Origin of the sequence: Peredibacter starrii (genome assembly GCF_034259205.1) — a bacterium.
Lineage (GTDB): Bacteria > Bdellovibrionota > Bacteriovoracia > Bacteriovoracales > Bacteriovoracaceae > Peredibacter > Peredibacter starrii.
Window position 1 is genome coordinate 2914767 of record NZ_CP139487.1, and the last position, 19552, is coordinate 2934318.

Consider the following 19552-nt stretch of genomic DNA (forward strand, 5'->3'; position numbering starts at 1 on the left):
TTAGTTAAGCACACACTTAATTTTCTTGTCTCCGCGAGCGAAGTAAAAAGGTTTGCCAGGAACTACTGGCATAGCTGCTGAACCTTCTAAAGCGCGGCCAAGATTTGAGCGTTGTACATTATAAACGTTTGCAACGTAATCATCGTCTGTCACATTTACACGGAAAACCAAGTCATCCTGCTCGATCCATAGGTTCATAGAGCAGTAATATGGCTCAATTGAAGGCTCATCAGAGTTAAAACCGTCCCAAGCCGCAGATTCAGTTTTAACGACACGGTAGTTCTGAATAAGTTCACAAGTTAGAACTTCATCAGAACACTTACGAACAGCTTGAGCAAAAGTTAATTGAGAGAATGCTAAAAGAACGAAAGCGAAAACGATTGAAGATTTCATCGAAACATCCTTTGGGTTTTGTTGGTAAGTGACTTCTACCAAAAGATGAAGAGAAACGATTGTTATGGTTAGGTTAGCTGGAAAAAAATACAGTGATAAAAATAATTTAATTTCAAATAAAAAGGCCCCGCGAGGGGCCCTGAATACAACTACTTAATGAGGTAAGACCAGTCTTGTTTGTGCTCATCCGTCACACAAGCAATCTCTTCTTCTCTTAATTCCGAAGGACATACCGTAACAGCGATATCTTTTAAATGTGGCTCAAGACTTGCGAGATTAATGTCCTTGGCCTCAACTGTCTTCGACTCCTGGAAAACCTGCCCTTTAGCGTCCTTACATTCATTGTTATAAAACAACGGAGACTTATTAAAATCTACTTTTACTTCACAGGTAATTGAATCGCCTTCAATTTCCGTTTTATAGCCTAGAAGATAAGTTGATGAACCGGTCTTCTTAATGCTTGAAAGATTCTTTTTCAATTGATTCGACATCACATCGGCATTTGTTTCAAGCGATTCAGCATTAAGTTCCCACCCTTCAGCGTGGCTTGAAAGAACAAAATACGAAGAAGTTCTCTGCTTTAAAACCATTTCCACAACAGCATCTGTTTCTTTGCCATCAACACCATAATAAGTTGTTTCTTTGGTGATTGCCTTACCTACTGGAACTGTTTTCCAGCCATGAAGCCTCTTCATGGTTTTGATCATTTCTTGAAAGTCGGCTTCCTTCACTGAGGCCGGAGAACGCATTTCACTCTTGGCCATTTTGATTGAGTCCATCCAGGTCAGATGCGGCATGTGAGGAGTTTTTGTAGGTGCTGGTTTATGCGAGCTACAAGATACGAGTAATGCTCCCAGAGCAAGGATTGAAATGTATTTCATCGAGCCTCCAATAATTGTTTTTCAACTATTGTAGGCCATTACTAAAAAATAAAAACTGAAGATTGATTAAAGAAACATCATCGTGCCAAGGCGGATCCAGCTCGATTTTTCTTCAAGCGCGATCTCGTAATCCTGACTCATTCCCATGCTGGTCTCAAGCTTGATATTAAACTCACTCTGGAGTTTGTCTTTCTCAACCTGAAGTTCCTGGAAACAACGACGGGCCTCAGCCTCAAAGTTTTCTGTGCGAAGAGTTCCCATGGTCATAAGACCTCTTAGCTTTAGCTTCTCCGATTTAAGAATGAACTCGGCCGCTTCAACTAACTCGGTATAGGTCTCAAAGCCAGACTTCTCTTCTTCTCTTGAAGTATTAAACTGAAGAAAGATATCGATGGGATGTCTTAGTTTCTCTTGTCCCTTGATGAGACGATCAACCAGATGAAGATCGTGCACAGAATGAATGGCGCGAAGATTAGCGATCTTAAACAGCGTATTCACCTTATTAGTTTGAAGGTGGCCAATCATATGCCAACGAATATCAGGACAAGTTTTGGCGAGATCCCGGGCCTTGTCTTCCAATTCCTGAACACGGTTCTCACCGAAGTCCCGGTGTCCGAGATCATAGTAGGCCTGAATTTCTTCCAGGGACCTTGTTTTAGTAACAATCAGTAGATTTGTGTGAGCAGAAAGCTTTGAGTTGATGGATTTAAGCTTTTCAGCGTAGAGCGCCTTATTAACCAAGCCTATTCCTCTTCGCCCTTTCCTTTCTTTTTCTTTTTTAAGGAAATGGTCGCCTTCACTTCGAAGTCATACTTCTCAGCGATCTTATCAAACTCTTTTGAGATATCGATTTTATCCAGATAAGACTTCAATTCATTTTTTACAGAAGATACGAACTCAGACTTAGTGTTCTTTGCGTTTTCCACTAAACCGCCCACAATGTCTTTCGGAAGTGGCACGTCTTTTAAAAGAGCGCGCACACTTTCCTCAGTCATGAAGGCAGCGGTCACACCGGTGCTCACCACTTTTTTAAGGATGTCTCCGACTTTACCGTCTTTGTCCTTCTTCTCTTCCATTTATAAGCTCGCTGCTCTTTTAGCAAAGGCCTTCATATTAAGTGGAAGGTTGGTATTCACAAGAGTCTTCTCGATCATACCAAGGCCTGGCATAAAGCCTTTAAGTTCAACTTCAAGTGAATAAGTCACTTCAGTTTTTCCACCAAGATCTTTCAGGGTCCATTTGCCATTATTGATTTTCATCATATCACCAGAAACCAGTGACCAGCTCACTTCAGAGTGAGGCTTGTTCGCTAGTTTAATCGTATATGAGATTTCTTTAATAAGGTTCAGGTTAAATGTGACCGTTGCTCCATCGGCTGATTCACTTTTAACTTCTACTGATTTCATTCCATCTACGAACTGTGGATAGTTCTTATAATCAACAATCGCTTGGTAAAACTTATCAGCAGGGACATCAAAAATTTCAGTACGTTCAGCACGGGCCATGACTAATTCCTTTTAGTATCTAGGTTTCTTATCAAAATGGTGTTCAGCTCTGATATGTCTAATTGTACCAGATTCACTTCTCATCACAAGCGAGTGAGTCAGACAGCCCCATGGTTTAAAGACAACACCATCAAGGAAGTTACCAGTCGTGACCCCTGTGGCAACGAACATCAGGTTTCCTTTGGCAAGGTCATCAATTTTGAAAACACGGTTGATATCATCAATACCCATTTTCAGAGCACGCTCTACTTCACCTGGATTACGAGGTTTCAAAATTCCCTGGAACTCTCCGTTCAGACACTGCAACGCTGCCGCAGCGATTACACCCTCAGGAGCACCACCGATACCGAAAAGGATATCGATCCCTGAATTTGGAGTCGCAGTAGCAATTGCCGCAGAAACGTCACCGTCGCCGATAAGGTTAATACGAGCACCTGCTGCACGAATTTCTTCGATGAGTTCTTTATGACGTGGACGATCCAAAACGATCGCAGTCAGATCCGCCACTCGACATTTTTTGGCCTCAGCAAGACGCTTCAAGTTTTCAGTCGGAGTTTGACGAATATCAAGCTTACCTTTCCCTTCCGGGCCGGAAGCGATTTTTAACATGTATGTATCTGGAGCATGAAGAAGGTTGCCTGCTTCACCGATCGCCATAACCGAAATTGAGTTATAACCACCGTGAGCACAAATTGTAGTTCCTTCCAGAGGATCAAGAGCGATTTCTAGTTTGGCCCCAGTTCCTGAACCAACTTTCTCACCGATATAAAGCATAGGAGCTTCATCACGCTCACCTTCACCGATAACGACAGTGGCATCACACTCAACTGAATCAAGCATGGCCCGCATAGCATCTACCGCGGCCTGGTCAGCTGCTTTTTCATCCCCACGACCCATTAAACGGGCAGAGGCAATAGCGGCCATCTCGGTCACTCGTACAAATTCCATGGCTAAGTTACGGTTCATGTCAAAATTCCCTGTTAAAGTTTATCGAGTGAAATCATACCTTTTTTCACTGATTCCTTGAAGGGATTAACTCAATTGACGCAGTAGAAATGTTTTAGTTTCTGCTGGTAAAAGATCGATTGAGATGAGGCCAACCAGAGTTTTGATACGCTCTAGCTTATCTCCATCTGCATCAGGATCGATATTGAATACCCACTCATCCTCTGTGATAAGTGGAGTATCGACATTTCTTTTTGACAGAATTCGTCCGGTTTTAAGCCCCTGGCCGTCTTCCCATTCAACAAACGTCTCTAGGAAAAGAACCTGAAACTTCGACATCTCACCGTCATTGTGCTGCCACACAAAAATTTCTACTGGGCCGTCTGAACGAAGCCAGTACTTAAGGCGGGCCGGAATCTCCAGACCGTCATCCACTTTATGAAGAGGCTTAAGACGCTTAACCATCTCTTCCATTTGAAGAAAATTCTGAACGCGGTCCAATACATCTCGTTTTTTAATGAACTCCACACCAATTCGATTTGGCGTGCTCCACTTCACAGTTCCTGCAATGTCTAAGCTCTTACCTAGCCAATGAATATGGCCCTTAAGCGCAGTATCAGTCGCGAAATCCTTGCCGTCCTCTTTCAAAGAAAGCTGCATACCAGTGTGTGAAATATCTTTGATCTCGTATACACGAGAAGTATCGTCGGATTTAAAAGTTAAATAACAGAACGGGAAACGAGGAAGAATTCTCTTCTCATGCTTCTCAAAATCACTCTTAATCAAATTAAAACGTCTTTCCATGGTCACCTCATTATTCTCTTATTGTAGGTGTTCCAGTAATATAAGAAAGCTAGGTAAATTTTGTTAAATTGGAAAGACATGGAAAAGCTTGAAAACGATCTGGAAATTGATAACCTGCCAAACCGCCTGACTTTTTTCAGGATGCTGATGATTCCAGTCGTCGTGCTGACCCTGTATTTCACAGAAGACACACCTCATTGGCTCACTCCTTATCAAAGTTGGCTTGGACACATTGCTTGCTGGATTTTCGTTGTGGCATCCATCACTGATTTTCTTGATGGCTATATTGCACGTAAGCGCAACATCGTAACGGTCTTTGGTTCTTTCCTTGATCCTATCGCTGATAAATTTCTCGTGGTATCGGCCCTGATTATGCTCATGGGCCTGGATCGCGTTCACCCCATTGTTGTAATCATTCTGGTTCTGCGTGAAATGTATATGACTTCCCTTCGCCTCTTGGCCATGACGGAAGATGTGGATGTGCCAGTAAGTAACATGGGTAAATGGAAAACCGGAACACAGATGGTGGCGACACCGATGCTTATGGTTTATGACGATTTCTTAGGCATTGATACAGCTCTGGTAGGAACGATTCTTATTTATATTGCTGCCCTACTTTCACTTTGGTCAGCGCTTAAGTACTCACTCTCTATGATTAAAAAACTTCAAGAGAAGCGTGCTGAGAAAAAACGCGCGAAGAAAGAACAAAAACTCTCAAAAGAATCCACATGAGTAAGTTTGTTCTTTGTTGTGTATCAACCACGGCGATTAAAGAAAGTTTCCATCGGGAGCTGACTGATCTTTTAAACCGCCATCATGCGCAGACTGAAAAGCATATTCATTTGTCGCAAGAGGGTCTTTGGGCCCTGGATATGCCGGTGATCTTTTCAGATCCAGCAGATGCCAAGAACATTAAGTTTGAACTCATCGATCTCTCAAATAAGTACCAGGTTGATATGGCCCTTTTGCCAGATCATCCCTCTCGCACGAATCGAAAACTCATCGTTTTTGATATGGATGCCACTCTCATTAAACAAGAAGTGATCAATGAACTGGCCGACGCCAACAACGTTGGCGACAAGGTAAAAGAAATCACCGTTCGGGCGATGAATGGTGACATGACTTTTGATGAATCATTGAAGACCAGAGTTTCATTTTTAAAAGGGCTTCACCGCTCAAAAATGGAAGGCATACTTGCTCGTCTGGAGCTTAATCCGGGTGTGGCAAAGCTCATCAAAGAAGTTCAAAAACTGGGTTACAAGACCGCCATTATTTCTGGTGGCTTTAAGTATTTTGCGGAAAGTTTTCGTGAGCGTCTTAAGATGGATTATGCCTTTGCCAATGATTTGGAATGGGACGGCGATGTACTTACAGGACAAGTCTCAGGACCAGTGGTGAATGCGGAAGAGAAGGCACGTCTCTTAAAAGTTCTCGCTGAAAAAGAAAATATCACTCTGGATCAAGTCGTTGCAGTTGGTGATGGGGCAAATGATATCCCGATGCTTCTTACTGCGGGATTCGGAATCGCTTTCCACGCCAAAGAAAAAGTGAAGCAAGCTGCGAACCACCAAATGGGCCATGGACCCATGAGTATCATTCTTTATTTCCTCGGCGTTCCTGGAGATCATAGAGATGAAGCTGTATAAAACTCTTTCATCTGCCACTCAAGCGCGTGAAGATGTCACGGCATTGAAGATCTCTATTAAAGGTGAGCAATTCCCCTCTGAGCTTTTGGATTTTCCAAATCTAGAAGAACTCTACCTTGAAGGGAACTGCAAAGAATTTCCATTCGAAGGAATCACTTGGGAGAGACTCAAAGTTCTTTCAATTAAGTGGCCCTCTTTCACGGGAGATCTAAGTCTTCTCTTTCGTCTGCCAAAACTAGAGAATTTGAAAATTATCGATACCCCTCTTAAAACTTTTCTCCTCCCTCTGGGTCACGCTGCTGCACCAGTGAAGTCACTTACAATAAAAGACTGCGGATTTAAATCACTTCCGGAAGAGATTGGGATGCTCGGTTCTTTGACCGAGGCCAATTTCTCTGGGAATAATTTAAGTGCGCTTCCACACGGCTTTCTCGATCTCAAACTTTTAAAACGTCTAAACCTTGATCACAATCAATTTAAGATCTTTCCTGACCTGATCAAAAAAATGCCAAACCTCTCCCACCTGTCCATCGATCACAATCCTTTTCCCGAAGAAGAAAAGGAACGCATCCAACGAATCTTCCATATTTGGGTCAACTAAACTTCTGTAAGGCCGATTTTACTCATCTTTAAGCCCCGCACAAAACTGTTAAGATTTTATTCATTAAACGGCTGAATTTTAAGCCGGTGCTAAACATTTTGACACCAGTATTAAATGTAAACCAGTCAACATGCTGAATTTGCTACGGGCACCTAAAGAAACAGTTGGCCCACCAAATGCATCAGTTAAAACCAGAATCATTAGAGTGTCTAAAGGAGACCAACATATGAAACGCACACTACTAGCTCTTACTCTTGCAACTGTTACTTCTACTGCTTTTTCAGCAACATCAGCGGATCTTCTTTTAAAAGGTGTTGTGGCCCCCATTCTAGAAGTATCGATTGCTCACGAAACGCTAGCATCTAACCTTCCTCTTGATCGCCAAGTCAACAGCGAGAAGGTTGGTACGATTACTGAAAAATCGAACTCACCTACAGGCTATAAAATCAAAGCTCGCTCTGCTAAGGGTGGTAAGCTTGTAAACGCTGCTGACCAAAACAGCTATGTTCAATACACTCTGACTTATCAGGGCAGTAACGTTCCTCTGAACACTTCAGCGACTGAAGTTTACAGTACGGCCAACATCCGTGGAACTAACTCAAAGGACCTGAAAATCTCGTATAATCAGCCATCTAACCTATCGGCCGGTTCGTACGAAGATACAGTGACTTTCACTATCGAAGCAAACTAGATTAAAGTAATCAATTAATATTTCCGATAAGCCCGAGGTATGAAAACTACTCTCGGGCTTTTTCTTTTAATGACTTCATTTTCAACTTCGGCCGGAACTACCGACTCTCTTTTTCTTCGGGCCGTGGTTCCTCATAAAGTTTCTGTGAAAATGAATAAACAAGGTAAGCCTGAACTCAAATCCAATTCCAAACTTTCAGTCGGCCATCCTCAGCTAGTTACCACAAGAACTAGTAATTCTTACGTCGTTGCAGTTATTCAACCTTAATCCATAGATAAAGATCTCCCTCTCACATATAATTGTTAAGAAGGAGTTCATGGATGAACCGTTTTATTCTACTATTATTGCCTCTGCTTTTTTCTTTCACTTTTTCCCCTATGTCTCAAACCATCGATCTTGGTGAGAAACAAAAGGCCACACAGTATCTAATTGAAAATGACTCTGACCAGAAAATGGCCATTGAACTTTCAGTTAAAGAACGGGCCATGAATGAGAAAGGAGAAGAAACTCTAACTGCCACAACCGAAATGGCGATCTTCCCTCCACAAATCATCATTCAACCAGGTGATAAAAGAACTATTCGCGTAAGCTGGACCGGTAAAGACATTCCAACTGCGGAGAAGAATTTTAGAGTGATAGCTGAACAGCTCGATTTAAAAGTGGACGCCAAGTCTAAAAATAAATCCGGTGTAAAAATGCTCATGAAGTATATGGCCACTCTTTATCTCACTCCGGAAGATGCGGAGGAGAAACTTTCGATTACTTCTTTTGAGAAGAAAGGTAATGAAGTAAGCATCACGATTGAGAACTCAGGCAATCGTCACAAGATTCTAGCTGATCCCAAAATCACGTTCGCGAATGACAACAAAAAAGTTCTTCTTGAAAAGAACGATCTTATCGGGATTGCCGGCGAGAATGTTCTCGGAAATAGTAAAAGAATTTTCGTCATTAAAACCACTAAAGAGATTCCTGCAAAATCAAAAGCGACATTAAAAGTTAATGACTAAGATTTTTCTATTGGTCTTACTTTTTCTAGTAGGTCTGAACACTACTATCGCTAGTGATGTTCAAGGCCATACTTATGAGGCCAACCTCCCCTTATACGACGAGGAAAATAACCTCGGCGACGTGACCGCCCTGATCGAGGGTGAAAAAGTCATTTTCATTGATCGCGATGATTTAAAAGCTGTTCTGCAAAATGTTCTAAAAGATGACACGCTTAATTCCCTGGATAAACTTCCTGAGCGGGTTCGACCTGAGATTCTTCCCTTCGCCATCACCTTCAGTCCAGAGGAATTAAAACTCATGGCGAGTCTGGGACTTGAAATCAAATCTCGTAAAAAGACTGATCTGGGCGTGAATCTGGAAGAAGAAAAGAAACTCGCTCTTCGTCCTGCTCCGTTTGGGGGCGCCATCAATTATCGTTTGGAAAAAAACTGGGCCCATGATGACCTCGGCGGCGATTACTTTGATGGTCAGTTTAATTCTTTCATGAACCTTAAATCTGTGGTTCTGGAGAATCAAACTTACTATCAGGACAATAAAGAAAAACCATGGTTTCGTGGCGATACACGTTTGGTGAAAGATTTCGAAAAACACCAGATTAGAACTCAGATTGGTGACGTTTATCCTCAAATTCAAGGTTTCATGGCCCCACGTCCGATGGGTGGGATCAATATCGCGAGAAACTTTACTCTGAATCCTTATCGCTTGCCCTATCCGACAGGAAATCAAAACTTCAACTTGAAGTCGCGCTCTTTTGTTAAATACTTCGTGAACTCAGTTCTGGTTAAATCCGAGTATCTTCCGGCCGGTAATTATACCGCTAAAGACATTCCGCTTAATAACGGTCTTAACACCGTTTTAATCGAAGCAACTGATGATCTCGGACAAAAACAGGTTTTCGTTTTCCGGGCCTCATCAAGTATCAGTCTTTTGAATGAAGGAGAGAGCCGATTTGATGTGTCTTACGGAGCTCCGTTTTTAGATAGTGCTACCAAAAGAACTTATCTTGAAGGTGATGGCAAAGTTTTTTCTGGATTCTATCAATATGGATTTTCTTCACTCCTCTCTTCATCGGTTTATCTTCAGAACCAAAATGATTTTAACCTTATGGGGGCTGAAGTCATCAATGCTACGGCGATCGGTAATTTCACTTTAGGTGGAGCTCACTCGATGCTGGGAGATGTGGATGGAAACGCGGCCAGCGTGGGCTATCAACTCGTGACTCAAGGCCAGAAATGGTTTGATTCCCACACTCTGGGTCTTCGCTATGAATTTCGATCACAGGATTTCAAAACAACACTTCTAGATGTCGCCTCATCGGTTCAGAACGCTTATGCCGCCACTTATACTGTTCCGGTTGGCAGTCACATTACTCTCGCCTTGGGTGGTAACTACGGTGACGTCAGAAATAATAATTTAGAGAATCGTTATGGCTACGATAGCAGTGCCAGCTTTCGATTATTTAATCAGCACAACGTCACTGTTTATGTGAGCCGCAATCGCGATGAGTTTAAGAAATGGAATGATGTGGCCTATGTGTTCTTTACCTTCATGTTCCCTGAGTCGAACAACTTTGTATCAGGGCTCTATGACTACAACAAAGAAACAGTGAAAGCGACTCTTATGCGGGACAATCAAAACCGCCTGTATAAAACCAGGGCCCAGGCCATTGCTGAATACGGTGCCGATAAACAAAACGGTGAAGTGGATCTTTCTTATCCGACACCTGTGGGTGACTTCGGAGGAAGAATTACCGGAAACCGCTTAACCGAAAGCAATCAAACTATTGGCCGGGGAAGTGCCCGCATTAATTCCGCTCTGGTATTTGCCTTTGATGATGGTGAATTTGGCGGTGGTATTTCTCGTCCGGTTCCGGGAAGTTTTGTTCTCTTTAAACCAGAAAAGCGTCTAAAGGATCAGAAGATCGGGCTTAAATCAACTTCTCCTTTCACAGAAGCTGAGTCAGGTCTTTTTGATGAAATTGTCTTTAGTAACCTTATTGCTTACCAGTACCGAGACATTCAACTTGATCCGACGTTCCTTGATCCGGGACGCACTCTCGTGAAAGAAAAGTTCATGCTCTACCCGACTTATCGTAGCGCACACTTAATTACTCTAAGAGAACGTGGAGCGGTGGTGCTCACGGGTACGATCTTGAATGCTGATGGATCACCTCTCTCACTTCAAGTGGGAAGTCTTAACGATATGCCGTTCTTCACGAATAGTGACGGTATGATTTTCATCGAAGGTGTTGAGCCCGGACGATATGAAATCTCATTACCAGATCGTGAAGAGAAGATTCCTGTATTCGTGAATGAAAATGATAAGGGCATGAAAAATCTTGGCACAATCCAATTGAAGGATGAACTATGAAAAGAATTTTAGGCATGATGGGTCTATTACTCTCTCTCACTGCCTGGGCCGATCCTGAGTGCGAGTATCGCCTGACGCTTTCCAATGCCACGGTTCAAGTTTTGGAGACTTCTCAGGTGGTTGAACTCACCGCCTCTTTATATCGAGGAAGAGATACATCAGACAGTAGTCGTTGTGATAATTATCGAATCTTTTTTAGTAAGGGTCTTGCAAACTCTTATCAGCGAAGAGCGTATACAATCTTGGGGCAGTACTTAAATTACAATCTTCACCGAAATAATAATCAGACCGGTATTCTTAAAGATTTTGGTGATGCTATTAACGTCAATGAATTCCTGGATGGAACTTCGCCAAACCGAAATACCACCTATACTCAAAAATTTTACGTCGCGGTCCCCGGCCTTTCTTCAACTACCTCAAAAGGGATTTACGTAGATAATATACAGGCCTCGGTTTATGCCTTTAAACCTAATAGCGGGAAATACATTTACGAAGACAGTACTTCTTTCACCGCTTACTTTTATATTCCTTCCAACATTGATGTCAGTCTCGTCGATGAAGGTGGAACATTTGATGCCTCGGCAACTTCTAAAGTGATCGACTTTGGAAATCTTGAGAAGGACCAACAAAAGGGCGTGGATTTAAGAGTCGTTTCAAATTCTTCTTATAAGGTGAGGCTTTCTTCTGCGAATGGAAGCAAACTCAAAGGTCCCGGAACATCGGTTGTAAATTATTCTTTGAAAGTGAATGGTGGATCAGTCAGTCTTCCGGCCAACACTGCTGTTGAAATGGGTTCAGGCTGGGCCACCACCAGTGCTGGGGATAAGTACAATTTGAAATTCCAGATTATGGATGACACTAAAAACCTTCAATCCGGGCTTTATCAGGATAATATCACCATTACCGCCATCGCCAACTAGTAAGATAGTCCCTGACCCTGCTCTAGAATTGTGAATTTATCTTCCGAAACCTGAAATTGCTCCCGAGCAATTTTAAGGTCCCTTTCCGGCTCATCAATTCCTTCATCCGATAACTGAAAAGTTCCATAGTGCATAGCAATTGAGCGATTAGCACCTAAATCAAGATGGGCCTTCACGGCGTCTTCAGGATTCATATGATGAAAACGCATAAACCACTGAGGCTTGTAGGCCCCAATTGGTAATAGGGCCAAATCTGGAGCTCCTAGGCGGCTTTTGATATCAAGGAAATGGGGACCATAACCAGAGTCTCCGGCAAAGTATACTTTGGTCGCCCCACTATCAATCATGAAGCTTCCCCAGAGAGATTCATTTTTGTCCCAGAGACTTCTGGCCGACCAGTGCTGCGAAGGAGCGAAGATAAAGCGAAGATCGCGCACACGCACTTCTTCCCACCAATCCATGGCCTTTACATTTTGAACGCCGGCCTTTTTAAGAAGCTTTTCATCGCCCAGTGAAACCAAGAATAACGGATGAAACTTGGCATCCAGTCTCTGGATGGTTTCAAGATCGAGATGATCATAATGATTGTGAGAAATCAGAACCACATCAATTTTCGGTAGGACATCAAAAGGAATTCCAGGCTCTCTTACACGTTTTGGTCCGGCCCATGAAAAAGGGCTGGTGCGATCAGAGTAGACCGGATCAGTGAGAACATTGAGACCCGGAAATTGCAGAAGGAAGGTTGAATGATTAATCCAGGTAGCACTCACCTTCTCATCCAGACCCAGAGGTCTCATAGGAAAATTTTTATTAGGAACAGTTTCGGGCCAGTCGACCCGAGCGTTAGTCATCTTCCATTTTAAAACCTGCCAGAATGACTTTAGATCATTCTGGCCCGGGTTTAAAAACGTTTTACCGTTATAGTGATCGGAAGTTTTATAAGTCTCAGATATAGATTCAAAACTCGCCATCATGAGGAGGAGACAAACTAAGCTCTTCATTATTGAAGACTCGGTTGTTCCTCATGTCCGTTTCCCTCAACCACCATGCCTTCTCCATTCCAGGTCATCGTGATTTCGCCTTCTGGCAGACTACCTTCGAGGATTTTCTTCGAAAGCGGTCTTGTGATAAGACGTTGGAAAACACTATTCAGCGGTCTCGCTCCGTATTGGAAATCAAAGCCCTGCTCACTAAGAGCTTCATAGGCCTTTGGATCCAGACGAAGTTGAACTTTCTTAGCACGTAGACGCTCATTCAAGTGTCTTACTTGCTTATCCACCAATTGCTTCATGATACGTTTATCCAGCTCATGGAAGTAAAGAACTGAATCAATACGACCAAGGACCTCTGGCTTAAAGTCATCTTTCGGTGACTTCGAGTTTGAAGTCATCATGATGATGGTGTTTTTAAAATTCACCGTACGACCCTTATTATCAGTCAGACGTCCGTCATCCAGAATCTGAAGAAGAATGTCCGCGAAGTCAGGGTGAGCTTTTTCAATCTCATCAAAAAGAACCACACAATATGGTTTACGACGAATGGCCTCAGTTAAGACACCACCCTCTTCATAACCCACATATCCCGCAGGAGCACCGATGAGCTTCGATACTGAGTGCTTCTCAGAGAACTCAGAAAGGTCAAAGCGCACGATGTTTTCCTCATTATCAAAAAGATACTGAGTAAGCGCCTTGGCAGTTTCAGTTTTACCCACACCAGTTGGTCCTAGTAGTAGGAACGAACCTAGTGGACGAGTTTCATCTGAAAGACCGGCATAACTTGCAATCAGGGTCTCACTAATTTCATGCATCGACTCGTGTTGACCGAAGACTCTTTGATTCAAAAACTCTTCTAAGTGAAGGATATGATCCTGCTTAGATTTAAGAATCTTCTCAACCGGAATGCCAGTCTGACGAGAGATCACCTGAGCAATATGTTGTTTACTCAAAATCCAGGTGTGAGAGAAAGCACCTAGTTCTTTTTCCGTTTGCGGAATAAGCATGTACTTAATCTTCGACGCCTCTTCATAGTTCTGAGTACGTTCAGCGTTCTCTAGTTCAAATTTCAAACGGTCCAAACGGTTTTTAATCTCAGAGACTTTTTTAAGAGACTGGATTTCTTTTTCCCAAGTCGCTTTCCCTTCATCAAATTTCTTTTGAAGAGTTTCAATGTCTTTCTTCAGGTCCTGATTGTCCTTGTCCATCTCAGCATAGATCTTCTTTGAACGAAGTTCAGCTTCTGTCTCAACCAGTTTTGCAGGCATTGCTTCCGCAGAAAGTTTCAAGGCACTTGAAGCTTCATCAAGAAGGTCAATTGCTTTATCCGGAAGATTCTTATCGGTGATGTACTGATCTGATAAGAAAACCGCATTATAAACGGCATCATCAGAAATTTTAATCCCGTGGTGAGCTTCCATTTTCGAACGCACACCCATAAGAATCTCAACCGAGTCTTCTTTTGAAGGCTCATTAACAGGAACAGAACGGAAACGGCGTTCTAAGGCCGGATCATTTAAAATGTACTTTTGATATTCATCAAAAGTTGTGGCACCGATACAATGAAGTTCTCCGCGCGCCAGTGCAGGTTTTAACAAGTTCGCCGCATCCATTGCCCCATCGGTGCGTCCTGCTCCGACGAGCTGATGGATTTCGTCGATGAAGAGAACGACTTCTCCAGACTTCGACTTAACGAACTTCAGTAGATTTTGAATTCTTTCTTCAAAGTCACCACGGTACTTGGTTCCCGCCATAAGTGAGCCCATCTCAAGGGAATAAACTGTTTTGCCTTTTAGAATGTCAGGCACTTTCCCTTTTACGATTTGCTCCGCGAGCCCTTCCACGATGGCCGTTTTTCCGACTCCAGCTGGCCCCACCAATACTGGATTGTTTTTGGCCCTTCTGCCCAATATTTCAATGACAGATCTGATTTCTTTAGTTCGCCCGATAACTGGATCGAGCTTCCCTTTCTGTGCCATCTCGTTGAGGTTAACGAGAAACGTGGGTACCTCCACTTCTTCGGCCGGGTCAGCGAACTTAGCGTAGTCCACTTTAAGATTCGGGAAGAATTGGGGCAAAAATTTTAATAAATGTTTTTCCGCAACTTCGGTCTTGCCTTGTTGAACCGAGTCTCCTGAAGCAAGAGTGATCCACTCTTGAAGCTTCGGTGACGTACGAAGATTATCAATGCTGACATTACCAGACGTTCTTGGCAGATTATTTAAAAGTGCCTCAACTTCCTTCACATTATCTTTCATCGCTTTTGAAGCGTATGAAGACTTATTGAGAATTAATCCATAAAGGAGATGCTCCGGTGCGAGTTCCGTGTTCTTTTTCTTTAGGGCCTCGGACTGAGCGATATCCAGGGATCCTAAAACCACTTGATCGAATTTATTCATATATCCCTCTCCTTGATACTTTCATATCAAGCAAGATGGGGACCAAATCATCGTCGTCAAGTGTCAGGGAAATATTATTTTTGAACTTTTAGGAGTTTAACTCTTTTACTTTGATCAAGCTCTTTAATGACCTCAGTTTCGATAGTTGCCCCTGCAAGAACTTCGCTCAAATCCTTCGATTCCTGCTTAGAGAGGTCGCGTTTCATGACCTGATAACGCGAGAGAATGCTATTGTGGCAAACTTCCCATTCATGACTAAATTTGGTCTCGGGAAAGACCCTTACCAGGCGCTCCTGAGGGTTCTGTGCCTTGAAGGTACGGGAGAAGGCCTGAACGGTTAAAGGAAGGAGTTTACGGTCTTTACGGGCCATCTGAGAGAGGCGCTCGACCTCAAGGTCATGCTTTACCTGAATAAACTGGTGACACCAATTTTCTGTTCCTTCCATCGGACACTTTTCTGGCAATGGGCATGGATAAAGAACGTTATAATCTTTTAAAAGTTCGGTCCGGATTTTGAGCATCTTCGGGAAGAAGTCTTTAGTACCCGGTTCGATGAAAAGAATATGATCCGGATTTATTTTTTGGATGTAATCCAAGGCCACGTCAGCGCCCATTTCATTGGCGGAGTGACCGAAGAGAAGAAACTTTGGATTTGGGTTAGACCATTCCCAACGAGAACCCTGGAATAGTTTATCCTGATGAAGACCTTCCCAGATTTTCTTTCCTTGCTCTTTCATAAGGCTTGAGAGCTCGATCTGATAAAAGTCTTTTTCTGCCCCCATAGATTTCCAGGCCAAAGAGAAAGTACCGGGACCAGCACCCAGATCGATGAAGTCGCAGTTTTTAAGCTCCTCCATCCAACCTTGCGGCATCCATTTAAAAACTTCCTGAAGCTTCGGGACATTGGTTGAGAGATAAAAAACCGTATAGGCCGAAACCAGCCTTGGGTCTTTTAAGTAGTCGCCAATTTTGTCACGATTAATTGTGAACTTCTGGGAGATCTCTTCGATCGCCGCCAGAAGTTCGTGTTCAGAATTAAACTGATAAATGAGATGTGGTGTGAGGTCGCTTAGTTTCATTTACTGGCAAGCATAATCCGCGCGGATGTCTTGATCAACATCAATACAGTGCTGCTGCAATTTTCTTAAACTGCCTTGGATCCGGCCCTGAAGACCTTCACACTCATTGGGGTCCATCATATAAAAGAAAGCGTTCTCATACTCTCCAATACGAAGACCTTGAATAAAGCTCTGACAGTCGATGACGACTTTTTCTTGAAGATTGGTCTTCAGAACAAAACTTCTATCGAGTTCACCATCTTTTACCATTTTCCTTACACGGATTTCTCCGGCAATGGCCTGTAAAAGAGATAGGCCTAGAATAGCTCCAAAAATGTATTTCATATGTTCTCCGATAAAGTCTCATCGGAGATCCCCTTACCTAGCTGAACTTATACCTGACTTTCCCTGACAGTAAGGCAAATTGTGCCTTTTAGGTTAAGACCTCATATTGTCTGACACCCCTTGATGAAGCGATTTCGCTTTTGTACAAAACCCTTACCGAAACCAGGGAGGCCCGAATGAAGTATTGTGTACTCACTCTTTTCTTAGTTCTTAGTTCAAATGTCTTTGCTTCTGAATACACCTTTGAATCCACCGAATTGCCCCTGACTGAAAAACAATCCCGCATGCTTGATACTCTTGTTCCGGCAACTGTTGATCCGGGGCAGGTCATTAGCTGGGGAAAGGACATCGTGGCCTTGGGTGAAGCAATTTATGAATTGGTGAGAAAAGGCAGACCCACTTCTCAAACTGAATACGCTCCCATCAGTGTGGTTCCAAGAGATCCCGTGACTCGTAACTATGTTGAGCCGATGGAACTTGAAGACGCCACTGATCCTATTAAACGTCGTTTTGTCGTGAGTGCGAAGAATGGTTGGGGATCAGAAGTGTTAAGAGTCGAGTATCTTCTCCTCTTTCAAGTTGCCAAATATAACGGCAAAGGAAAATACATTCTAAATGCAGTGATGATTCCCAGTGTGAAAGTGGGATACGGCTTTGACTTCACATCGAAAATGAAAGTTGCTGGAGTGTCGAATAAAGGAAAGGCCAGTGATCCACTCGTATCGATGACATTAGATGTGCATCACACTGTGGGGAGCATTGTGAATGAACTCGAAGGCCATACAGTGGTGACTCTCACCGGCAATGGAACCGTGACATTAGAATAGCTCTTTTAAGTCCCCTAAATACGTGAGTTCTTTAGGGGACTTAATAATAACTCCAAAAGCTGATTTGGATCACTTTTTAGGCCGACGAAGAGTGGTATTCTCCACTAACAGGAGCCGAACATGAGCAAGATCAGTCATAATATCCAATGTGAAAATTGTCCCTCTAAAGAAAGTGGAATTTTTTGTAATCTCGAGCGAATGGCCCTACAAGAAGTTTCACAAAATAAAGTGATGAACACTTATAAAAGAGGCCAGACCATTTTCTTTCAAGGTAATCCTCCTTTCGGTCTGTACTGTATTTCGAATGGAAAAATCAAAGTCTATAAGACTGGAAACGATGGTAAAGAAACGATTCTTCGTATCGTTGGCCCGGGAGATGTTCTTGGCCACCGCAGTCTTTTTAGCAATGAAAACTACAACGCCACTGCGACTGTGATTGAAGACACTCAAGTGTGCTTCATCGATAAAAACTTCATTCATCAAGCGCTGAAAAAAGAACCATCGATTGCGCTTAATCTCATTGAGAAATTTAGCCGCGAGATGGGAACAGCTGAAGCTCGAAGCGCATCTATCTCAAGTAAAAGTACAAGAGAGCGCCTTGCTGAACTTCTTTTGAGCTTTCATGAGAGTTATGGTGTGGCAGAAAAAGACGGAAGAACTCGTTTAGATATCAAACTCAGCCGTGAAGAATTTGCATCAATCGTTGGTGCAGCTCAAGAAACTGTTATTCGCCTCTTCTCAGACTTCAAAGATGAGGGTGTGATTGAGCAAGAAGGTAAGATCATTTTTATCACTGATAAAGAGAAATTATTAGAGATTGCGAACTTAGATTACTGATCTAAGACATAGTCTCATCTTTTTTTCTGGTTTAAATTTCCAGTATGAAGATAAATTCGAGTCTCCTGACTGATAAAGACATTTCAATTTTAGGCCAGGTTTTTGAGACCTTGGTGTTTCCTAATGACTTTGATTTGATTTATGAAAATCATGTGCCCCCTACAGGCGTGGTTCTGATTGAAGGGAAATTGGAAATCCTAAAAAGGAATAAACCCAAATTAGAAATCACGACACTGCAGTCTTTTGGGATCAAGGAACTGCTAAAAGGCACTCCACTCCCCTTCGGCTGCAGGATCAAGGCAAACTCCAAAGTCATGCTTATCAGCAAATCTTTGGTCCTTGAAAATAAACTCGCGGACCTTTTCAATTTGGCCACTTAAACCCTGGCAATTGGGCATGGCACTTTGACCAAAAATACGCGTCACATCTAGGCTGCTTATATGTGGAGTCAGCTAAAAAACTTCCTGGAAGAGATGAGACTTTTAATCTTTAGTCCGTTTTTCTTCTTCCTCACCCTGATCGGTAATGGTTTCATTATTTCCTGCGGCTACCTTTTTTACCACATAGAAAAAGATGTTAATCCCAAGGTAACTCACTTCATTGACGCCCTTTGGTGGAGCTTTACCACGGCCACAACAACTGGCTACGGCGACATTACCCCCATGACTGATTTCGGAAAAATCCTTAGCATTTTTTTGATGATCAGTGGACTTCTGCTCTTCGCGATTTTCACCGCTATGTTCGCTGAAACCATTCTAACCTATAGAAGAGGTCAAAAAAAATAATTACGGGATATCCAGGCTTCCATCTGCCTTAAACGGAAATGCTCCCCAGGCCACTTCCCACATATGCCCATCGGGATCGGTGAAATAACCGCTATAGCCGCCCCAAAAGACTTCCTGGGGCTTTTTAACGATCTTGCCGCCGGCCTTTTCAACTAGCGCCATCACTTCATCCACCTGATGTTTTTCTTTTGTATTGTGAGCGATGGTGATTCCAGAGAACGCTGGGAATTTTGCTTCACGATTATCACCTATATCTTTTACCAGTTCCTTCAGCGGGAAAAGTGAAAGTGCGGTGCCGCTGGTTTTAAAGAAAACCACTCCCTTCTCTTCGGACCAAGTCGTCGGAAAGCCCAGGGCCTCGTAGAATTTCTTTGATCTTGCCAGATCTGAAACGCCTAAAGTGATTAATGATATTCGCGGTTCCATAATGTCCTTTGTCCAAAAGGTGCCAGGTTACTTTCGCTAGCGGAAGTGCTCTTGACAATTCCGTACATTTTACGTATCATGATTTTGGATTTGAATCAATCAAAAAACGATGGCGAAGA

At 42.9% G+C, this 19552-nt stretch carries 24 protein-coding genes; 12 read left to right on the top strand and 12 right to left on the bottom strand.

Annotated features, from left to right (window positions below):
• The 7 genes from SOO65_RS14510 to SOO65_RS14540 all read right to left on the bottom strand — a co-directional run bounded on the left by SOO65_RS14510 (position 1) and on the right by SOO65_RS14540 (position 4528).
• Entirely contained in the window at positions 1–393 is a 393-nt protein-coding gene (locus SOO65_RS14510) for a hypothetical protein (RefSeq protein WP_321391513.1), read from the bottom strand.
• Positions 394–542: 149 nt separating this feature from the next.
• Positions 543–1274: a hypothetical protein gene (locus SOO65_RS14515; RefSeq protein WP_321391523.1), complete on the bottom strand. Its 732-nt coding sequence runs from the start codon at positions 1272–1274 to the stop codon at positions 543–545.
• 66 nt (positions 1275–1340) lie between these two features.
• Positions 1341–2015 carry a YggS family pyridoxal phosphate-dependent enzyme gene (locus SOO65_RS14520; protein WP_321391526.1) on the bottom strand — a complete coding sequence of 225 codons (675 nt, stop codon included), beginning with the start codon at positions 2013–2015 and terminating at the stop codon, positions 1341–1343.
• Between the two features lie 2 nt (positions 2016–2017).
• Positions 2018–2350 (bottom strand): hypothetical protein, encoded by a 333-nt coding sequence (locus SOO65_RS14525; RefSeq protein WP_321391529.1) that lies wholly within the window; start codon positions 2348–2350, stop codon positions 2018–2020.
• The gene (locus tag SOO65_RS14530) at positions 2351–2779 is read right to left on the bottom strand and encodes a type II toxin-antitoxin system RatA family toxin (protein ID WP_321391532.1); all 429 of its coding nucleotides are present in this window, start codon (positions 2777–2779) and stop codon (positions 2351–2353) included.
• Positions 2780–2791: 12 nt separating this feature from the next.
• Positions 2792–3745 (bottom strand): class II fructose-bisphosphatase, encoded by a 954-nt coding sequence (gene glpX, locus SOO65_RS14535; protein WP_321391535.1) that lies wholly within the window; start codon positions 3743–3745, stop codon positions 2792–2794.
• A gap of 66 nt (positions 3746–3811) precedes the next feature.
• On the bottom strand, positions 3812–4528 hold the full coding sequence (locus SOO65_RS14540; RefSeq protein ID WP_321391537.1) for a PilZ domain-containing protein: 717 nt from the start codon (positions 4526–4528) through the stop codon (positions 3812–3814).
• Between the two features lie 78 nt (positions 4529–4606).
• Here SOO65_RS14540 and pgsA point away from each other — a divergent pair, with 78 nt between their 5' ends.
• The 8 genes from pgsA (at position 4607) to SOO65_RS14580 (ending at position 11764) form a co-directional block, all read left to right on the top strand.
• Positions 4607–5260 (top strand): CDP-diacylglycerol--glycerol-3-phosphate 3-phosphatidyltransferase, encoded by a 654-nt coding sequence (gene pgsA, locus SOO65_RS14545; protein WP_321391540.1) that lies wholly within the window; start codon positions 4607–4609, stop codon positions 5258–5260.
• Positions 5257–6174 carry a phosphoserine phosphatase SerB gene (gene serB, locus SOO65_RS14550; protein ID WP_321391543.1) on the top strand — a complete coding sequence of 306 codons (918 nt, stop codon included), beginning with the start codon at positions 5257–5259 and terminating at the stop codon, positions 6172–6174. Before pgsA ends, serB begins: the two co-directional genes overlap by 4 nt.
• Entirely contained in the window at positions 6161–6775 is a 615-nt protein-coding gene (locus SOO65_RS14555) for a leucine-rich repeat domain-containing protein (RefSeq protein ID WP_321391546.1), read from the top strand. The genes serB and SOO65_RS14555 overlap by 14 nt, the downstream gene beginning before the upstream one ends.
• Before the next feature lie 226 nt (positions 6776–7001).
• A complete protein-coding gene (locus tag SOO65_RS14560; protein ID WP_321391548.1) occupies positions 7002–7466 on the top strand; it encodes a CS1 type fimbrial major subunit in 465 nt (154 codons plus the stop codon).
• Between the two features lie 39 nt (positions 7467–7505).
• Positions 7506–7733, top strand: a complete 228-nt coding sequence (locus tag SOO65_RS14565; RefSeq protein WP_321391551.1) for a hypothetical protein — start codon at positions 7506–7508, stop codon at positions 7731–7733.
• A gap of 53 nt (positions 7734–7786) precedes the next feature.
• Complete coding sequence (locus tag SOO65_RS14570) at positions 7787–8473, top strand: fimbrial biogenesis chaperone (protein ID WP_321391559.1); 687 nt, start codon at positions 7787–7789, stop codon at positions 8471–8473.
• On the top strand, positions 8466–10844 hold the full coding sequence (locus SOO65_RS14575) for a fimbria/pilus outer membrane usher protein (RefSeq protein ID WP_321391561.1): 2379 nt from the start codon (positions 8466–8468) through the stop codon (positions 10842–10844). Before SOO65_RS14570 ends, SOO65_RS14575 begins: the two co-directional genes overlap by 8 nt.
• Positions 10841–11764: a hypothetical protein gene (locus tag SOO65_RS14580; RefSeq protein ID WP_321391564.1), complete on the top strand. Its 924-nt coding sequence runs from the start codon at positions 10841–10843 to the stop codon at positions 11762–11764. The genes SOO65_RS14575 and SOO65_RS14580 overlap by 4 nt, the downstream gene beginning before the upstream one ends.
• Here the strand turns inward: SOO65_RS14580 and SOO65_RS14585 are convergent.
• From SOO65_RS14585 to SOO65_RS14600, 4 genes are all read right to left on the bottom strand, one after another.
• Positions 11761–12765 (bottom strand): MBL fold metallo-hydrolase, encoded by a 1005-nt coding sequence (locus SOO65_RS14585; protein ID WP_321391567.1) that lies wholly within the window; start codon positions 12763–12765, stop codon positions 11761–11763. The genes SOO65_RS14580 and SOO65_RS14585 overlap by 4 nt on opposite strands.
• Positions 12765–15155, bottom strand: coding sequence for an ATP-dependent Clp protease ATP-binding subunit (locus SOO65_RS14590; protein ID WP_321391569.1), 2391 nt, complete (start codon positions 15153–15155; stop codon positions 12765–12767). Before SOO65_RS14590 ends, SOO65_RS14585 begins: the two co-directional genes overlap by 1 nt.
• 74 nt (positions 15156–15229) lie before the next feature.
• Positions 15230–16234 (bottom strand): small ribosomal subunit Rsm22 family protein, encoded by a 1005-nt coding sequence (locus tag SOO65_RS14595; RefSeq protein WP_321391571.1) that lies wholly within the window; start codon positions 16232–16234, stop codon positions 15230–15232.
• Entirely contained in the window at positions 16235–16558 is a 324-nt protein-coding gene (locus SOO65_RS14600) for a hypothetical protein (RefSeq protein WP_321391573.1), read from the bottom strand.
• 176 nt (positions 16559–16734) lie between these two features.
• On the opposite strand from SOO65_RS14600, the gene SOO65_RS14605 reads away from it, so the two are divergent.
• The 4 genes from SOO65_RS14605 (at position 16735) to SOO65_RS14620 (ending at position 19007) form a co-directional block, all read left to right on the top strand.
• Positions 16735–17385, top strand: coding sequence for a hypothetical protein (locus tag SOO65_RS14605; protein WP_321391576.1), 651 nt, complete (start codon positions 16735–16737; stop codon positions 17383–17385).
• A gap of 120 nt (positions 17386–17505) precedes the next feature.
• Positions 17506–18222 carry a Crp/Fnr family transcriptional regulator gene (locus SOO65_RS14610; protein WP_321391579.1) on the top strand — a complete coding sequence of 239 codons (717 nt, stop codon included), beginning with the start codon at positions 17506–17508 and terminating at the stop codon, positions 18220–18222.
• Positions 18223–18266: 44 nt separating this feature from the next.
• On the top strand, positions 18267–18602 hold the full coding sequence (locus SOO65_RS14615; RefSeq protein WP_321391582.1) for a hypothetical protein: 336 nt from the start codon (positions 18267–18269) through the stop codon (positions 18600–18602).
• Between the two features lie 60 nt (positions 18603–18662).
• On the top strand, positions 18663–19007 hold the full coding sequence (locus SOO65_RS14620; RefSeq protein ID WP_321391585.1) for a potassium channel family protein: 345 nt from the start codon (positions 18663–18665) through the stop codon (positions 19005–19007).
• On the opposite strand, the gene SOO65_RS14625 is transcribed toward SOO65_RS14620, so the two are convergent.
• Positions 19008–19433 carry a VOC family protein gene (locus SOO65_RS14625; RefSeq protein WP_321391592.1) on the bottom strand — a complete coding sequence of 142 codons (426 nt, stop codon included), beginning with the start codon at positions 19431–19433 and terminating at the stop codon, positions 19008–19010.
• Positions 19434–19552 lie beyond the last annotated feature (119 nt).

Bases quoted from the DNA above. Each gene is read 5' to 3' on its own strand.
- SOO65_RS14510 (WP_321391513.1), bottom strand. From the start codon at position 393: ATGAAATCTTCAATCGTTTTCGCTTTCGTTCTTTTAGCATTCTCTCAA.
- SOO65_RS14515 (WP_321391523.1), bottom strand. From the start codon at position 1,274: ATGAAATACATTTCAATCCTTGCTCTGGGAGCATTACTCGTATCTTGT.
- SOO65_RS14525 (WP_321391529.1), bottom strand. From the start codon at position 2,350: ATGGAAGAGAAGAAGGACAAAGACGGTAAAGTCGGAGACATCCTTAAA.
- SOO65_RS14530 (WP_321391532.1), bottom strand. From the start codon at position 2,779: ATGGCCCGTGCTGAACGTACTGAAATTTTTGATGTCCCTGCTGATAAG.
- glpX (WP_321391535.1), bottom strand. From the start codon at position 3,745: ATGAACCGTAACTTAGCCATGGAATTTGTACGAGTGACCGAGATGGCC.
- SOO65_RS14540 (WP_321391537.1), bottom strand. From the start codon at position 4,528: ATGGAAAGACGTTTTAATTTGATTAAGAGTGATTTTGAGAAGCATGAG.
- pgsA (WP_321391540.1), top strand. From the start codon at position 4,607: ATGGAAAAGCTTGAAAACGATCTGGAAATTGATAACCTGCCAAACCGC.
- serB (WP_321391543.1), top strand. From the start codon at position 5,257: ATGAGTAAGTTTGTTCTTTGTTGTGTATCAACCACGGCGATTAAAGAA.
- SOO65_RS14555 (WP_321391546.1), top strand. From the start codon at position 6,161: ATGAAGCTGTATAAAACTCTTTCATCTGCCACTCAAGCGCGTGAAGAT.
- SOO65_RS14560 (WP_321391548.1), top strand. From the start codon at position 7,002: ATGAAACGCACACTACTAGCTCTTACTCTTGCAACTGTTACTTCTACT.
- SOO65_RS14565 (WP_321391551.1), top strand. From the start codon at position 7,506: ATGAAAACTACTCTCGGGCTTTTTCTTTTAATGACTTCATTTTCAACT.
- SOO65_RS14570 (WP_321391559.1), top strand. From the start codon at position 7,787: ATGAACCGTTTTATTCTACTATTATTGCCTCTGCTTTTTTCTTTCACT.
- SOO65_RS14575 (WP_321391561.1), top strand. From the start codon at position 8,466: ATGACTAAGATTTTTCTATTGGTCTTACTTTTTCTAGTAGGTCTGAAC.
- SOO65_RS14580 (WP_321391564.1), top strand. From the start codon at position 10,841: ATGAAAAGAATTTTAGGCATGATGGGTCTATTACTCTCTCTCACTGCC.
- SOO65_RS14585 (WP_321391567.1), bottom strand. From the start codon at position 12,765: ATGAAGAGCTTAGTTTGTCTCCTCCTCATGATGGCGAGTTTTGAATCT.
- SOO65_RS14590 (WP_321391569.1), bottom strand. From the start codon at position 15,155: ATGAATAAATTCGATCAAGTGGTTTTAGGATCCCTGGATATCGCTCAG.
- SOO65_RS14595 (WP_321391571.1), bottom strand. From the start codon at position 16,234: ATGAAACTAAGCGACCTCACACCACATCTCATTTATCAGTTTAATTCT.
- SOO65_RS14600 (WP_321391573.1), bottom strand. From the start codon at position 16,558: ATGAAATACATTTTTGGAGCTATTCTAGGCCTATCTCTTTTACAGGCC.
- SOO65_RS14605 (WP_321391576.1), top strand. From the start codon at position 16,735: ATGAAGTATTGTGTACTCACTCTTTTCTTAGTTCTTAGTTCAAATGTC.
- SOO65_RS14610 (WP_321391579.1), top strand. From the start codon at position 17,506: ATGAGCAAGATCAGTCATAATATCCAATGTGAAAATTGTCCCTCTAAA.
- SOO65_RS14615 (WP_321391582.1), top strand. From the start codon at position 18,267: ATGAAGATAAATTCGAGTCTCCTGACTGATAAAGACATTTCAATTTTA.
- SOO65_RS14620 (WP_321391585.1), top strand. From the start codon at position 18,663: ATGTGGAGTCAGCTAAAAAACTTCCTGGAAGAGATGAGACTTTTAATC.
- SOO65_RS14625 (WP_321391592.1), bottom strand. From the start codon at position 19,433: ATGGAACCGCGAATATCATTAATCACTTTAGGCGTTTCAGATCTGGCA.